Annotated in this window: 15 protein-coding genes; 10 read left to right on the top strand and 5 right to left on the bottom strand. The window is 53.0% G+C overall.

The genetic code is table 11. The features are described from left to right. The first annotated feature begins 1 nt into the window (after position 1). The 10 genes from lptC (at position 2) to yjgA (ending at position 7,801) form a co-directional block, all read left to right on the top strand. A complete protein-coding gene (gene lptC / locus O5O45_RS01390; RefSeq protein ID WP_305903518.1) occupies positions 2-580 on the top strand; it encodes an LPS export ABC transporter periplasmic protein LptC in 579 nt (192 codons plus the stop codon). After that, positions 564-1,088 (top strand): lipopolysaccharide transport periplasmic protein LptA, encoded by a 525-nt coding sequence (gene lptA, locus O5O45_RS01385; protein WP_305903517.1) that lies wholly within the window; start codon positions 564-566, stop codon positions 1,086-1,088. The genes lptC and lptA overlap by 17 nt, the downstream gene beginning before the upstream one ends. After that, positions 1,085-1,810, top strand: a complete 726-nt coding sequence (lptB, locus tag O5O45_RS01380; RefSeq protein ID WP_305903516.1) for an LPS export ABC transporter ATP-binding protein — start codon at positions 1,085-1,087, stop codon at positions 1,808-1,810. The genes lptA and lptB overlap by 4 nt, the downstream gene beginning before the upstream one ends. A gap of 122 nt (positions 1,811-1,932) precedes the next feature. Beyond that, complete coding sequence (locus tag O5O45_RS01375) at positions 1,933-3,429, top strand: RNA polymerase factor sigma-54 (protein WP_305903515.1); 1,497 nt, start codon at positions 1,933-1,935, stop codon at positions 3,427-3,429. 115 nt (positions 3,430-3,544) lie between these two features. Next, on the top strand, positions 3,545-3,853 hold the full coding sequence (hpf, locus tag O5O45_RS01370) for a ribosome hibernation-promoting factor, HPF/YfiA family (protein WP_011399058.1): 309 nt from the start codon (positions 3,545-3,547) through the stop codon (positions 3,851-3,853). 6 nt (positions 3,854-3,859) lie between these two features. Beyond that, entirely contained in the window at positions 3,860-4,324 is a 465-nt protein-coding gene (gene ptsN, locus O5O45_RS01365) for a PTS IIA-like nitrogen regulatory protein PtsN (protein ID WP_305903514.1), read from the top strand. A 26-nt stretch (positions 4,325-4,350) separates the two neighbouring features. Further along, positions 4,351-5,211, top strand: a complete 861-nt coding sequence (rapZ, locus tag O5O45_RS01360) for an RNase adapter RapZ (RefSeq protein ID WP_127968982.1) — start codon at positions 4,351-4,353, stop codon at positions 5,209-5,211. 94 nt (positions 5,212-5,305) lie between these two features. Beyond that, positions 5,306-5,575 (top strand): HPr family phosphocarrier protein, encoded by a 270-nt coding sequence (locus O5O45_RS01355; protein ID WP_011399061.1) that lies wholly within the window; start codon positions 5,306-5,308, stop codon positions 5,573-5,575. 237 nt (positions 5,576-5,812) lie between these two features. Next, entirely contained in the window at positions 5,813-7,174 is a 1,362-nt protein-coding gene (gene mgtE, locus O5O45_RS01350; protein ID WP_305903513.1) for a magnesium transporter, read from the top strand. Between the two features lie 90 nt (positions 7,175-7,264). After that, complete coding sequence (yjgA, locus tag O5O45_RS01345; protein WP_305903512.1) at positions 7,265-7,801, top strand: ribosome biogenesis factor YjgA; 537 nt, start codon at positions 7,265-7,267, stop codon at positions 7,799-7,801. A gap of 14 nt (positions 7,802-7,815) precedes the next feature. Here the strand turns inward: yjgA and O5O45_RS01340 are convergent, their stop codons facing one another. From O5O45_RS01340 to mreD, 5 genes are all read right to left on the bottom strand, one after another. After that, positions 7,816-8,649, bottom strand: coding sequence for a carbon-nitrogen hydrolase family protein (locus O5O45_RS01340; protein ID WP_305903511.1), 834 nt, complete (start codon positions 8,647-8,649; stop codon positions 7,816-7,818). Next, positions 8,649-12,524: a YhdP family protein gene (locus O5O45_RS01335; RefSeq protein WP_305903510.1), complete on the bottom strand. Its 3,876-nt coding sequence runs from the start codon at positions 12,522-12,524 to the stop codon at positions 8,649-8,651. Before O5O45_RS01335 ends, O5O45_RS01340 begins: the two co-directional genes overlap by 1 nt. Before the next feature lie 112 nt (positions 12,525-12,636). Then, positions 12,637-14,121 carry a ribonuclease G gene (gene rng, locus O5O45_RS01330; protein WP_305903509.1) on the bottom strand — a complete coding sequence of 495 codons (1,485 nt, stop codon included), beginning with the start codon at positions 14,119-14,121 and terminating at the stop codon, positions 12,637-12,639. A 4-nt stretch (positions 14,122-14,125) separates the two neighbouring features. Beyond that, positions 14,126-14,731, bottom strand: a complete 606-nt coding sequence (locus O5O45_RS01325; protein ID WP_305903508.1) for a Maf family protein — start codon at positions 14,729-14,731, stop codon at positions 14,126-14,128. After that, positions 14,724-15,197 (bottom strand): rod shape-determining protein MreD, encoded by a 474-nt coding sequence (gene mreD, locus O5O45_RS01320; protein ID WP_216735065.1) that lies wholly within the window; start codon positions 15,195-15,197, stop codon positions 14,724-14,726. Before mreD ends, O5O45_RS01325 begins: the two co-directional genes overlap by 8 nt. Between the last annotated feature and the right edge of the window lie 3 nt (positions 15,198-15,200).

The following is a 15,200-nucleotide window of genomic DNA, read 5'->3' as shown; positions in this document are numbered from 1 at the left end:
CATGACAGAACTGTTCAGACAATACAGCAAGTGGCTCTACGCGGCTTTGGCGGCGTTTCTGGTTTTTTATCTAGTCGCCTATCAGGACGAAGCAAGCGCCCCGTTCTTCGAGGAAGAGTCACTCCTGAAAGACGAGCCTGACGCATTTGTCATCAACGCGGTTTACACCACCTACAACAAAGAAGGCGCACTCACCAGCCGCCTGCAAAGCCAACTGGCGAAGCACTACCCCGATACGGACACTGGCGTACTGACGCGCCCCAACCTGGAAATCTTCCAGCAAGGGGAGAAAAGCTGGCATGTAGAGTCTTTGGAGGGCGAACTGCTTATCAAGCAGGACACCTTGAAACTGCGTGGAGATGTAGAGGTAAATGGCGCATCCAACGACGGCGCGCCGATTCTCATGCAAACGCAAGCGCTTGACTACAACAACAAGTCACGCTTTATCAGCACCGATCAACCCGTTAAGATAACTTCAAATATCAATCAGTTAACCGCTGTCGGAATGGAGGCGGACATTGATAAAAAGCTTATTGTATTACTTTCTCAGGTAACCGGCGTTTATGCACAACCCAAGTAAACTATTCACCGTGGCGCTGTTGCTGGGCTTTATTTTCGCCCCGTTAAGCCATGCTTTGGACCTTCTTAACGGCAGCGATGAACCAGTGCGCATCAAAGCCGGTCGCTGGGAGAGAGACGGCCAGAAAGGCATCGACACCTATATTGGCAATGTCGTCATTACCCAAGGCAAATCCAGCATTGAGGCGGACAAAGTCATTTTATACACCGATGACAATGGCATCAGTCGCTTCCAAGCAACCGGCAAGCCTGCTCATTTGGTGCAGTTTGACGAAGAAAAACAAACTGAAACCCACGCTTACGCAGAAAACATGGACTATGACCGCAGCCAGAGTAAAGTCGTTATGCGTAACCATGCGCGCATTCTTCAGGACAACAGCTCAGTGGAAGGCGAAGAAATCATTTATTTCACAGACAAGCGTTTAGTCACGGCAAAGGGAGCCTCATCGGGCAATCAAACCGAGCAGGTTGAAATCATCTATCATCCGCCCAAATCTAATAAACAATGAGCACCCTCACTGCCAGAAATCTGGCCAAGGCCTACAAAAAACGGCCTGTTGTAAAAGATGTGTCCGTTGAAATTCGCAGCGGCGAAATCGTTGGCCTCCTCGGACCTAACGGCGCAGGAAAAACCACCTGCTTTTACATGGTGGTAGGACTGATCCCCAGCGACAAAGGCAGCGTATTCATTGACGAAGCGGAAATCACTGGCCTGCCTATGCACGGGAGAGCGCGCAAGGGCATCGGCTATCTGCCACAGGAAGCATCGGTCTTCAGAAAGCTGTCAGTGGAGGACAATATCTACGCCATCCTTGAGACCAGAGCAGATCTCAGCCGCAAGGAGCGCAAACTAAAAATGGAAGAACTGCTACAGGAGTTTCACATCACCCATATTCGCAAAAGCCTTGGCATGAGCCTCTCAGGGGGCGAACGTCGACGCGTGGAAATCGCTCGCGCGCTGGCCACAGAGCCAAAATTTGTCCTGCTGGATGAACCATTCGCCGGGGTGGACCCTATTTCCGTCAACGATATCAAGCAGATTATTGAGCATCTCAAAAAGCGCGGCATCGGCGTTTTAATTACAGATCATAATGTGCGCGAGACCTTGGATATTTGTGAACGCGCCTATATTGTCAGTGAAGGATTTATTATCGCAAGCGGCGCCCCAAGTGATATCCTTGCCAACCCAAAGGTTAGAGAGGTCTATCTGGGTGACCAGTTCAAACTTTAGTTTAACCGGCGGTCTCCATCCCAGATGGACCTCAAGGCTCAAGAGCTTAGGATTAAAGCACCTAATAACTATGAAAAACTCACAAGATCTGTGCCTGAATCGGTGGTAAGCATCAGATGGTTATGAAAACTTCATTGCAGTTAAAGCTGGGTCAACAGCTGACCATGACCCCGCAACTGCAACAAGCAATAAAACTTTTGCAGCTTTCAACACTGGATTTACAGCAGGAGATTCAACAAGCGCTTGAGTCCAACCCCATGCTGGAAGTGTCTGAAGAGGACGAATCACCCAACCACGTTCAGAACGATACGATCAGCGACATGCTCGCCAACAACTCCAGCAAGGAACGAACGCAGGAGTCGGGCATGGATGAAGGGGGGTTCGCTGAAGAGGACAACTGGTCCGACTCCATTCCGAACGATTTGCCCGTCGATACCGCCTGGGATGATGTCTTCCAAAGCGGATCAAGCAACTACAGCGGCGGCGAGGATGACGAATACGACTTCGAGTCCCGCAACAGCAAAGGCGAAACCCTGCAAGACCACCTTCTCTGGCAACTCAACCTTACCCCCATGTCCGACATTGACCGCATGATCGCCGTAGCGATTATTGATGCAGTCAGTCCTGATGGTTATCTCTCCCTCACTCCCGATGAAATTCATAGCGGTCTGCAAACTGAGGGGGAAGAAGAAATTGAGCTGGACGAAGTATGCGCAGTTTTAAAACGTATCCAGCAATTCGATCCTCCCGGTGTCGCCACCTGCAACCTGCAGGATTGCCTGCTGAGCCAGCTGAATCAACTGCCGAAAGACACCCCTTGGCTAGGTCAAGCCAAGCTGGTGGTCAGCCACTACATCAATCTGCTTGGCAACCGCGACTACGCCCAACTAATGCGTCGCAGCCGCCTGAAAGAAGACGATCTGCGGGAAGTACTAAAGCTGATTCAAAGTTTGAACCCAAGACCGGGCGAAGGCATTCAGGAAAGCAATACCGAATATGTGGTTCCTGACGTTATCGTCAAAAAAAACAATGGCCGGTGGCTGGTGGAGCTGAATCCGGAAATCGCCCCCAAGATCCGCATCAACCCTGGCTATGCGGGCTTGGTGAGACGCGCGGACAACAGCTCAGACAACACTTACTTGCGCGATCAGTTACAGGAAGCGCGCTGGTTTATCAAAAGCTTGCAAAGCCGTAATGAAACTCTGTTGAAAGTCGCTTCACAAATCGTCGAACATCAGCAAGGATTCCTAGAGTACGGCGAAGAGGCGATGAAGCCGCTGGTGCTGCACGATATTGCGGAGGCGGTGGAGATGCATGAGTCAACCATTTCCCGGGTGACCACCCAGAAATATATGCACACTCCTCGCGGCGTATTTGAGCTGAAGTACTTTTTCTCCAGCCATGTCAGCACAGACACGGGTGGCGAGTGTTCTTCGACCGCTATTAGAGCTATTATCAAGAAGTTAGTTGCGGCGGAATCACCGAAGAAACCATTGAGCGACAGCAAAATTGCTGCGCTGCTTGGCGAACAGGGCATCAACGTCGCCCGTCGCACGATCGCAAAGTACCGGGAGGCGCTTTCCATTCCGCCTTCCAATGAACGTAAGCGATTAATTTAAAAGGAGGAATACAGGTATAAGACTTAAATCAAATAGTCACAAACTGGATGTGCTAGTATTTTTCATGGAAGTGCAAAATTCATAATGCACCGTATATTGGCATTAGGAGCAAAGTATGCAAATGAACATCACCGGACATCAAGTCGAGTTAACTGAAGCACTGAAAGATTACGTTAACAACAAGTTCGACAAGCTCGAACGACACTTCGACAGTATCAGTAATGTCCAAGTTACGCTCTCCATTCAAAAACAGCGTCAGATTGCAGAAGCAACCATGCACATAAGCGGCGCTGACCTGCATGCCAATGCTGAACACGAAGATATGTACGCGTCAATTGACGCACTGGTGGACAAATTAGATCGCCAGATCCTCAAACACAAAGAGAAGCACGTTGATCGGATGCACGGCGCATCCGCCAGATAACAGAACATGGCCCAAACCACACTAACTATTGAGTCAATTATCTCGCCCGCCCTCACACGCTGTGGGGTGTCGGGCTCGAGTAAGAAGCGCGTTCTCGAATATATCGCCAATCTGATTGCGCAACATTTTCCATTTTTGGACGAGAACGCCATTTTTACCAACCTGATCTGCCGTGAAAGACTCGGCAGCACTGGTATCGGCCAGGGCATCGCAATACCCCACTGCCGCCTGGAAAACTGCGACCGCATCATAGGGGCCTTGATTACACTCAAGGACAAGATCCCTTTTGACGCCATAGACAACGAACCCGTAGACCTGCTGTTCGTTCTGATCGTGCCTCAGGAGGCCACCAGCGAACACTTGGACCTACTGAGCCAACTGGCCCAGAAATTCAATGACCGTCGCTTCTGCGAACACCTGCGCGACTGTGACAACGACGAAACCCTGTTCAGGAGGGTGCTGGAGAAATAATCCAGCTTCGATGGAAAGAGGAAGACATGAAGCTGATTATCGTAAGCGGTCGTTCAGGCTCCGGAAAAAGTACGGCGCTCCATGTCTTGGAGGATATGGGTTATTACTGCATCGATAACCTGCCTATCGGTCTCCTCTCGCCTCTCACCCAAGAGGTGCTGGATCAGGGGAAAACCCAAAACCAGCAGCTCGCCGTCAGCATAGACGCCCGTAATCTTTATAGGGACTTATCGGACTTCCCGTCCATTTACGCCACTCTGCAAGCGCATAATATCGATGTGGAAATCATCTATCTTGACGCTAATGACGCCACCTTGATCAAACGATTTCATGCAACGCGTCGCAAGCACCCGCTCAGCAGTAAAAGCACATCGCTGAAAGAAGCCATCGCCAAAGAGAAGCAGTTATTGGAGCCAATCGCCACCCTGGCGAACCTCTACATAGACACCAGCGACCTCTCCATTTACCAGTTACGAGATCAGGTAAAGATCAGGGTTATCGGACACAAAACCCAAGAGCTGGCTCTGCTCTTTCAGTCTTTCGGCTTCAAGCATGGCGTGCCGTCGGATTCCGACATGGTGTTTGACGTACGCTGCCTCCCCAACCCCTACTGGGACACCGCACTGCGCGGCTATAAAGGCACTGATCAGGAAATCATTGAATTCCTTAAGCAGCATCCGGAACCGGAACAGATGCTGCAGCACATCATCAGCTTTCTTGAGACCTGGATTCCGCACTTCCAGAACAGCAACCGCACCTATATGACGATCAGCATCGGCTGTACTGGCGGGCAACACCGCTCCGTCTATATCTGCGAGTGCCTGGGAGAGCATTTCAAGAAAAAATATGATAATGTCCAAGTGCGCCACAAAGAGCTGGCGCAATAAGGTTTTAACAATAAGAAGCCACTGTCGCTTAACAATTAAACCGGCCTGAATCCAACATTCAGGAAATTTCAATCTTTTATATTCATCGCGCCCCATGATCCAGGAACAAGTCACTATTATTAATAAGCTTGGCCTGCACGCCCGAGCGGCGGCCAAATTCGTGTCCACCAGCGGCCGATTCGCCAGTAAGATCAGAGTAGCCAAAGAAGGCCAGGAAGTTGACGGAAAAAGCATAATGGCGGTCATGATGCTCGCCGCCAGCAAGGGAACGCTTCTCACTTTGAAAATAGAAGGCCCGGACGAAGAGGAAGCCTTTCACGCCATCAAGGCTCTGATCGAGGACTATTTCGGAGAGGGTGAATAACCCTAATGCTTTCGGGGCGCTTCGCCCCATCCCTTCCAAACATACCAGACAATACAAACCGCTTGAATAAAGTAAGACAATTCCCTGATTTTCCTTAGACTATTTTTCGTCTTAACTTACACTTTATAGTGGGCTCGCTTATACTGGCGCCACAACGGCGCAGAGCCCGTCTCTGTATTTAATCCGGCAATTTCCTCGCTGCCCGTTGCGGGCCGCCCTAAACGCGGATGTAAGTCTATGCCTCAAGCGACCGAAAAAAGCACTGCCAAGGTCCGTATGCGCTCCATTGCGGAAGCGCTGGAAAGCGGGTCTTTGCAGCAGGTCGCGCGCATTCTGAACGGCGGCCTATCCCCCAGCGACATCGCCCACTTACTGGAATCGTCTCCGCCCAATGAGCGGAAGTTACTCTGGCAGTTAGTCGATGACGAACTGGATGGCGAAGTTCTTCAATATCTGAGCGATGAAATTCGTTCCGACTTCCTCAGCGAAATGAATGCTCAGGACGTTATTGAGATCGCCGAAGACTTCGAAGTCGACGACCTCGCCGACTTGTTACAGCAATTGCCGGAAGCCGTCATCCAGGAAGTCCTGGAGACCATGGACGCTCAGGATCGCCAGCGCCTGGAAGAAGTACTGGCCTATCCAGAAGACTCCGCCGGCGGCCTGATGAACACGGACATGATCACCGTGCGTCCGGACATTACCGTCGACGTTGTGCTTCGCTATCTGCGCAGCCACAAAAGTCTGCCCAACATGACCGATAGCTTGCTGGTGGTGAACCGAAAAGATGACTTTATTGGTGTACTCCCTGTCACCACACTTTTGGTGTCCAGCCTTAGCTCCACCGTGCGAGAGATCATGCGCACGGATGTCGAGCCGATTCCTGCGATTGTTTCCGATAAAGAGGTCGCCACCCTGTTCGAACGCCACGACCTGGTTTCAGCCCCTGTCGTCAATGACAAAGGCAAACTCGTAGGCCGCATCACCATCGATGACGTGGTTGACGTTATCCGCGAAAACGCCGACCACGAAATCTTAAGTATGGCGGGTCTGGACGAAGAAGAAGATATGTTCGCCCCCATCATGAAGACCGCTAAAAGCCGCGCAGTCTGGCTGGGGATAAACTTGATCACCGCCTTTCTCGCCTCGGCAGTCATTGGTATTTTTGAAGCAACCATTGCAAAAGTAGTCGCTCTGGCCGTATTAATGCCCATTGTCGCAAGCATGGGCGGCATCGCAGGCAGCCAGGCGCTCACATTGGTAATCAGAGGGATGGCCACGGGCAAAGTCAGCTCGAGTAACATTCGCTGGCTGATGAACCGGGAGTTTCTGGTGGGAGCCTTTAACGGCTTGCTCTGGGCTTTCGTGGTGGCGACCGCCGCCATGGTCTGGTTCAACGACGTCACCATTGGCGTCCTGATCGCTTCAGCGATGCTGATCAACCTGACCGTGGCCGCCATCGCCGGTACCGCTTTACCATTGATACTAAAAACCCTGAAAATAGACCCTGCTCTGGCTGGAGGCGTCATCCTAACCACAGTCACGGACGTGGTCGGGTTCATGTCATTTCTGGGACTCGCCACAATCGCCTACGCCTGACCAGGCGCAAGGGCGAATGCCTGTCTATCCTTATCTTACTTGAGCGCTGTGTTACCATTTTAGTTTCCGAGAATTGATTCGAGCATTTCAATGAACCATTCACATCACGACGACGATTTCGAAGACGATTACTACGACGAAGAGGATCTGCCTCCCAGTAAATCCAGCCGTAAACGGGCCATGGAGGCGCTGCAGCAGCTAGGGAAGAGGCTGACGGAACTCAAAGCAGACCAACTCACCCAGCTTCCGCTAACTGATCGCTTGCATGAAGCGATACACACCTATAATAAAATCGGCAGCCATGAAGCCAAACGCCGCCAGTTGCAATTTATCGGTAAACTAATGCGGGATGTAGACGAGGAGGAGGTTCGCTCATTTCTCGACAAGTTCGACCTGGGCTCCGTACAAAAGGCGGCTGAGCATCATCGCCTGGAGCGCTGGCGGGAGTCGCTGATTTCAGAAGGAGATCAGGCAGTGACTGAATTTATGAATCAGTACCCGAACACAGAGGCGCAACACCTGCGTCAACTGATTCGCGCTGCGCAAAAAGACATGACGGAAAACAAGAATCGCGGCGCCGCCAAAAAGCTGTATCGCTACTTGAAGGAAGTCGTTGACGACGCCTGATTGATTAAAGAACGCTACTTGAGTTTGCGATGAGCGAGTACGGGCATTCTGGTCCGGACTTCCTGCAGCTCCGCCTTATCCAGAGTGGAGAGAATAACCCCCTCTCCTTCTTCCAGTCCCGCCACAACTTTGCCCCAGGGATCGATAACCATGGAATGCCCGTAGGTGCGTCGAGACTCTGAATGACGCCCCCCCTGATTGGCCGCGGCGATAAACACCTGATTTTCTATCGCCCTCGCCCGCAGTAAAGTCTCCCAGTGCGCCTCGCCTGTCACATAGGTGAATGCGGAAGGAACCGTCACCAACTCCGCCCCCTGTTCCGCCATCGCCCGAAACAATTCGGGGAAACGCAAGTCATAGCAAATCGATAGGCCGATTCTGATCCATGGCGTATCGATCACCACCACCTGCTCGCCCGGCTCAAATATGGCGGACTCTCGATAGGCCCCATAAGCGTCCTTTACATCAACATCAAATAAATGGATTTTATCGTAACGGGCAACCGTGTCCCCACTATCGTCGAACACCCAGCAGGCAGAGCGCACGCGACCATTAATGGAAGCGCCGTCAGGACGTTGCGCACAGGGCAACGAACCCGCAATAATCCAAACCCCAAAACGTTTCGCCAGCCCGGCGATAAATCGTCGTATAGGGCCCTCGGAGTCCGCCTCCGCAGCGCCAATATCCAAAGATCGCTTGCTTTCGAATAATGCAAAGTTCTCCGGCAGCAGCACCAACTGCGCGCCGCCACTTGCCGCCTCCGCCACCCAGCGCTCCACTCGGGCCAGATTCTGCTCTATATCACTGGTGCTGACCAACTGCACTATCGCCAGTGTGAACTTGCTCATCAATCCGCTCTCCTTCTCTGAGAAGCCGAACCGCCGCTGGTGTTATCAAAAATTTGCTGCAGGCTGACTTCAGGGTTATCCAATGTACCTTTGATTTTATATGTGGCGCTGGTCATCCGGCTGAGCGGATCCCCCAGTAGCTTATCGATCAGGAACAAGGCGCCTCCCACTTGGGGAGCCCCCACCAAAACCGCCGCCAGCGGCAGGTTTTTCGTTACCGGCAGCACGACCACCATCTGCATATCCAGAGTGTCATCCACCAGACTGGTCTTGCCGGTTATCTTAAATCCGCTGGAAAGGGTCTGGATCGCGAGAGGACTTTCAAAGTTCATCACCCCTTCTTCAATGCGCGCCTCACCCTCAATCTGGTCATAAGCCAGGCCTTTACGGTACAGATCAGAAAAATCCAAACGCAAGCGCCGGGTAATTGAGTCCGTATTCAAAATGCCAAACACCCGGAAGATATTGGCCGAGTTGGACGCCTCACGGAATACGCCACTGCTCATCTTGAAACTGATTTGTCCCGTAACGTCTTTCCACTGAAACTCAGTAGGACCGCCTTGCCAGACTATGCCTGTATTGAAGCTGTAATCTTCCGCGGTCAAAGGGGCCTCCTCCGCAAGGTTTTCATAAAAACGATCAAAGTTGACGCCTTTCATGTCCCCAGTGAGAATTGACGTCTGGTGGCCGGTCTGTGGATCCATCAGCCAGCTTAATCTTGCCGTCACTGTTGCGTCGGCGAGACGCCCAAACATATTGCTGAAGACGACGCCATCTTCCCTGGGCTGCGTCACCCAGGCCCAGCTTCCAAGCTGTTTGCCTCCCAAGCGCAGGTCTTCGATATCTACCTGCGCCAAAGGCACGTCCGCAGGCGTCATACGCTTCTCCACCACTGTGGCGGCGCTATCAGAGATATACAGGCGCCGAAACTTTGCGAAGGGCGGCTTGCGGGCGTCATCGTGGATAGACAAAGTCCCCGTCAGTCTCTCGCCATCATCCAGTGAAATATCGAGCCCTCCGGAGCCCCGTTGCAGTCGCACATCCACCTGACTGAACCACTCGCCGGCGACCTCCAGCTTCCCAACCTGCATCGACACGCGATTTAGCCAATCTGGCGCACTTGCCGGCGTATCCCCCATGTCAGCGCCGAGGAATTCTGGCAGATAAGCGCGCCACTCTGACACTGACAATCGTGATAGCTGTCCAGACACATTGACGCCTCGGGCAGGCAGCTCCATGCCTTCGGGAGCGCTATCCCCCGTGACAAACGCCAGCGCGCCCCGGTTGACCTTTCCGTCACTGACTTCAAAACGCGCTTTCAGCAGATCTTTCACTGAGACAGACCAGTTTTCACGACCTCCCTGCGTCTCCCAGTCGCGCACAACTGACAGGGGAAGACTATCCTGTATCGCCTTTTCGAAAGGAGCGGGAGCCCGAATGCCAGCGCCCAACAGCTCGCTGTCCAACCGCAGCCGGATGCGACTTTTGTCAGTGTGATCAAGATCCAAAGCAAGACGATAAGGTAGCTGGCCAGACAAAGGGACTTTCCGCTCGATCTTAAGCCAATCCAGCAGCGTAGGCGTCTCTATTTTGCTCGCCAGCTTTAACGCCAGTGTCTTGCGTTGTTCCGACCAGTTTGAGGTCGTCACGTCCAGGTTCGCGGGCTGTCCAAATATCGCCCCTTGCATGCCCGTCGCCCGAATGCCATCGACAGTGCTGAAGGAAAGACTGCCCCGTAAATCCGTTAACGCCAGATCATTACGCTCAGACTGCAAATTCAATCCAGCCGCTTTCAACTTGAGATCTATGCGAGGCGCGCCAACCCCGACCGTGTCTAACGTCAAGTCCAGCACGCCAGAGCTGGCGCCGCTGACAGACCAGTCTTCCACAACCGGCGCAGTCACATTGGCGATGGGCGACTTTTTCAACCAATAATCCCAATCGCTTTGCTGTGGCCGAATATTCGCGCTGATATGGAGCAGCGAGTCCGCGCCCCCTCCGCCGTCGCGCTTCACCTTCACTGAGCGAACCTGGGTACCGGCGATACTCCCCTCGCCGACAATAGCGCTCAACTCGCCTCCGATGATCGCGAGACGCGCATCAAAATGTTCCAATTCAGGCCAACCCTCTGCGTAATGCAAACGCCCGTCTTTCAGATTGAAAAACATCTGCGAGCGGTGATTGGCAGCGGTCGCCAAAGGCCCGACCACACCGGAATAGAAGTAGCCGCCGGTAGTCACCTGCCCGCCTCTAACCGCCTGATTTAACCAACGATTGAGTTCCTGCGGAATAATATGGCCCGGCACAAGCAGAGAGGCCACTCGAGCATCCGCATTCTCCACTCCTATCGCCAGCTCCAGGTTAAGCTCACGAGTCTTGTCATGAGGCAACAATATGCTAAAAGCGCCGCTCAGCTCCGCTTGCAGCCCATTTATCTCTTTCAGCCGCAGCCCGTTTCCGAAAACATACACATAATCATCGTTACCACGCCATTCAACACGCCCCTCGCCGGCGCTGAACGTCCATCCCGCATGATACAACTCCGGAAAGCTCAACTGCATCGCCGATCCTTTGAAGATGACCTTGCCGCCATGATTACGCACCTGCAGAAAGCCATCGATACCCGCGCCGCCAGGCGCCCCGCCATGTGGCGCAACCCTGACCTGATCAAGTTGCGCGAGCACCTCAAACTGCCTGTTCGCGTCAAGATTAAAACCTATGTTGCGCAGCGCGCCTTCCGGCTGGTAACTCGCGAGACGCCGCGATGCATCATCAGGCAAGATGCCGGCGGCGACGCTCAAGCGACTTAAAAGACCCAGATTCAAATTATCCATGGCCATCCGGACCGTACCCTCCGCGCCAACATCCACCAAAGCGCGCGCACCGCGCCAGCTGTCACCCGCCCAATCCAGCCCAAGATCATAGGCGGTGACCTTCCAGCCGCCTTGTTCAGTCAGCGCGGCGTTGAATCGCGCCCTGATATTCTGCAGAGGCGCCAGGGTGGTTTGCTCATCCGCCCAAGCTAATCGGGGGATATCCAGATCCCCAGTCATATCGATGAGGCGATTGTCTTCCAGCGTCAGCCAAAGAGCCCCTGACGCTTCGATATCCGTAGCCTGTAAGCCATGCTCGGAAATAAGGCTTAACAGAGGGTCCAACGCCTCCCCCCTTCGCCAGCTCAGGTAGGCTTCGCCATTCAGCTTCCCCGAGCTCAGCAAGTCATGCGCATAGACAGAAAATAGCCCCAGGTCTGCATAGTCTCCCGCTCGCAGAATTCGGCCCGAAGCAGCCACGTCACTCTCATCCACTTGAATCGTCAACACAGGAATCAGCCAACCCGCCACCTGACTGTCGCGATAACGCCAGTGCAAACGGATTTCTCGAAACTCCAGCACTGGCGAAGCCATGTAATCCGCCAGACGCCGCCAGTCCAGAGCCCCTCCGCCATTAGCTTTCTGCTCCAACCCCGGGAGTCGCCAGCCGCCGCTCAAGCTTTGCTCCAGGTTAACGGAGACATCCCCGATTTCTACTCGACTCAAAGCCAGTTTCATCGAAAACAGCGACTTGACCATGTCCGGCTGTACAACGAGGGAGTCCAGCGTCATTGCGCTGTCGACTTTATTGGGATCAGTTAGAGTGACGTTTTTGAGGGTGATGACGGGATCGAAGCCATCCCAGCTTCCTTCCAACGCCTCCATTCTGACCGTCGCGCCAAGGGATGCAGACAGACGTAATTCAAGGTCTTCCTTGAACACAGACACGGCGTCGAAGAAGTTACGCCCTAAAGAAAGGTAAGTGGCGACCAGGACCAGCAATGCGATAGCCACATACCATATCCATTGCGTAATCTTGATTAACACGGATTTAATGGTCATGACTGAATCGGGCCGCCGGCGGTATACGTCTATGCTTGATTAACCTGCGCCGACGACAAAAACTCAGAGTCGCCGCCGGCTGGTAATATCTACGGAAAGTGTGCGCTGCAATCTATTGCAGAACAACATCAAACTGCTCCTGGGTGTACATCACCTCCACCTGAAAGCGGATACGCTTGCCGATAAAGGTTTCCAGATCAGCGACACTGTCGGATTGCTCATCCAGCAACAAATCCACCACAGCTTGCGCCGCCAACACCAGATATCCCTGCGCGTCATAGGTGCGATTAATACGCAAAATCTCACGAAAGATTTCATAACACACCGTTTGCGCTGTCTTGACCGTACCGCGACCATCGCAGGCGGGACAGGGCTCACACAGCATCTGGCCCAGGCTTTCAGTGGTGCGCTTGCGAGTCATTTCCACCAACCCTAACTCACTCACGCAGCTGATTTTGGTTTTGGCGTGATCACGCTCCAGCATTTTCTCCAGCATACGCAACACCTGGCGTTTGTGCTCCTCGTCCTCCATATCAATGAAGTCGATGATGATGATGCCGCCCAGGTTTCGTAGCCGCAATTGTCGCGCAATGGCGCGCGCCGCCTCCAGATTGGTTTTGAAGATGGTCTCTTCGAGGTTGCGATGGCCGACAAACGCGCCCGTATTGACGTCTATGGTCGTCATCGCTTCAGTCTGGTCGATAATCAGGTAGCCGCCGGACTTTAATTGCACCTTGCGACTCAGCGCCTTCTTCAGCTCATCTTCAACGCTGTACAAATCAAAAATCGGACGCTCGCCAGGATAGTATTCCAGCTTATTGCGAATCTCAGAGACAAATTCATCCACGAACTTCAACGCCTTATGGAAGCTTTCTCTGGAGTCGATGCGTATTTTTTCGGTATAGGGGCGAACAAGGTCGCGCAGAGTACGGATGTAAAGCGGCAGGTCTTCATATATCGGCCCTGGCGCCGGCGAAGATTTGATCTTCTCCCGTAAAGACAACCAGAGCTTTTGCAGGAACAGGATATCAGACTTCAACTCTTCCGAGCCGACGCCCTCGGCGGCCGTGCGGATGATAAAACCGGCGCCATCCGCGGAATTGGCGTCTTCTGTGGTCACGCAAAGCTGAATGAGTTCCTTGAGGCGGTCACGCTCGGCGTCGTCTTCTATACGTTGGGATATTCCAATGTGATTGTTATCAGGCATATAAACCAAATAACGGGATGGAATAGACAGTTGCGTGGTGAGACGCGCGCCCTTGGCGCCAATTGGATCTTTGGTGACCTGCACGACCAGAGACTGACCTTCCCGCAGCAAAGAGCTGATATCAGGATGCTTATTGCCGCCATTGCGGTCCTCGCCAGGGTTCACAGTGGTTACGTCCGAAGCATGAATGAAAGCCGCGCGCTCCAATCCGATATCAATAAACGCCGCTTCCATACCTGGCAATACTCGGATGACTTTGCCTTTGTAGATATTACCGACAATGCCACGCCGCTGACTTCTTTCGATATAAACTTCCTGCAGCATGCCGTTCTCGACGACAGCGACGCGAGTTTCCACCGGAGTCACGTTGATTAAGATTTCTTCACTCATGCAGTTAGTCCGACCAGATCTTAATTCCGAATTCCTTTAACAGCACGACGGTCTCGCAAAGAGGCAACCCAACAATGGATGAATAGCTGCCTTCCACGCGCTCCACGAAACTCCCGGCCAACCCCTGAATGCCGTATGCGCCCGCTTTATCTGCTGGCTCACCGGAATCCCAATAGCGCTGAATTTCCCGCTCGGACAACTCCCGAAATCGCACCCGACTCAAAGTCGTCGTCACCTTGCAATCTTCCGCCGCCACTAAGGCCACGGAAGTCAACACCTCATGCCATGTTCCTGATAGCCTGCGCAGCATGGCTTTGGCGTCTTCAAAATCAACCGGCTTGCCGAGAATATCGCCTCCCGCCACAACCGTAGTGTCAGCGCCCAACACCACTATATCCTGTTGATCCCTATGCGCTGCAAATATCGTTTTTGCTTTCTCTCTGGCGAGGCGTTCCACATAATCCGCCGCCGCTTCCGAAGGCAGAACGCTTTCATCAATATCCGCGCTGGCGATAGAAAACTCACACCCCAGACCCGCGATCATTTCGCGCCGTCGAGGAGATCCCGACGCCAGCACAAGACGCCGCCCGCCAGGGTTACCGTCAAACATTTTCCAGTTTTTCCATCAGTAGCGAAAACAACGGCCACAAAAGCGCCGAGCTCAGGGCGCCCAATAAATAAGCCATATCCGTTGCAGGCTGGGCAAGCATGCCGTTAATCCAACGAAACAACATCAACACGATGCCGACGATGATGAATACTACAAAAGACTGCTGAATCAGAGGAAACATTTGCAGCCGTTGCAACATCTTCAGCACCAGATAAGCCTGCAGCGCCAGCGCCAGGGCATGCACGCCCAATGTGCTTCCCATCAACACATCCCACAATAGCCCAACACACCATCCGACCAGGATGCCGCAGGCGCCGGGGTGCTTCAACGTCCAGTAAAACATCACCATGCATATGGACTCAGGCCTGAAATAAGCAGCGTATCCACCCAGAGGAATCAGGCTGACGCAAAACGCCAGGAACAGCGTGAAAACGAACAAGACAGGGCGAAACTCATCTCTGGGCATAAG

It is taken from the genome of Hahella sp. HNIBRBA332 (assembly GCF_030719035.1).
In the GTDB taxonomy this organism is placed as follows: domain Bacteria; phylum Pseudomonadota; class Gammaproteobacteria; order Pseudomonadales; family Oleiphilaceae; genus Hahella.
The sequence above is the reverse complement of the archived record's forward strand: the minus strand, read 5'-3'. Positions and strand labels throughout refer to the sequence as shown.

Bases quoted from the DNA above. Each gene is read 5' to 3' on its own strand.
- lptC (WP_305903518.1), top strand. From the start codon at position 2: ATGACAGAACTGTTCAGACAATACAGCAAGTGGCTCTACGCGGCTTTG.
- lptA (WP_305903517.1), top strand. From the start codon at position 564: ATGCACAACCCAAGTAAACTATTCACCGTGGCGCTGTTGCTGGGCTTT.
- lptB (WP_305903516.1), top strand. From the start codon at position 1,085: ATGAGCACCCTCACTGCCAGAAATCTGGCCAAGGCCTACAAAAAACGG.
- O5O45_RS01375 (WP_305903515.1), top strand. From the start codon at position 1,933: ATGAAAACTTCATTGCAGTTAAAGCTGGGTCAACAGCTGACCATGACC.
- hpf (WP_011399058.1), top strand. From the start codon at position 3,545: ATGCAAATGAACATCACCGGACATCAAGTCGAGTTAACTGAAGCACTG.
- ptsN (WP_305903514.1), top strand. From the start codon at position 3,860: ATGGCCCAAACCACACTAACTATTGAGTCAATTATCTCGCCCGCCCTC.
- rapZ (WP_127968982.1), top strand. From the start codon at position 4,351: ATGAAGCTGATTATCGTAAGCGGTCGTTCAGGCTCCGGAAAAAGTACG.
- O5O45_RS01355 (WP_011399061.1), top strand. From the start codon at position 5,306: ATGATCCAGGAACAAGTCACTATTATTAATAAGCTTGGCCTGCACGCC.
- mgtE (WP_305903513.1), top strand. From the start codon at position 5,813: ATGCCTCAAGCGACCGAAAAAAGCACTGCCAAGGTCCGTATGCGCTCC.
- yjgA (WP_305903512.1), top strand. From the start codon at position 7,265: ATGAACCATTCACATCACGACGACGATTTCGAAGACGATTACTACGAC.
- O5O45_RS01340 (WP_305903511.1), bottom strand. From the start codon at position 8,649: ATGAGCAAGTTCACACTGGCGATAGTGCAGTTGGTCAGCACCAGTGAT.
- O5O45_RS01335 (WP_305903510.1), bottom strand. From the start codon at position 12,524: ATGACCATTAAATCCGTGTTAATCAAGATTACGCAATGGATATGGTAT.
- rng (WP_305903509.1), bottom strand. From the start codon at position 14,121: ATGAGTGAAGAAATCTTAATCAACGTGACTCCGGTGGAAACTCGCGTC.
- O5O45_RS01325 (WP_305903508.1), bottom strand. From the start codon at position 14,731: ATGTTTGACGGTAACCCTGGCGGGCGGCGTCTTGTGCTGGCGTCGGGA.
- mreD (WP_216735065.1), bottom strand. From the start codon at position 15,197: ATGCCCAGAGATGAGTTTCGCCCTGTCTTGTTCGTTTTCACGCTGTTC.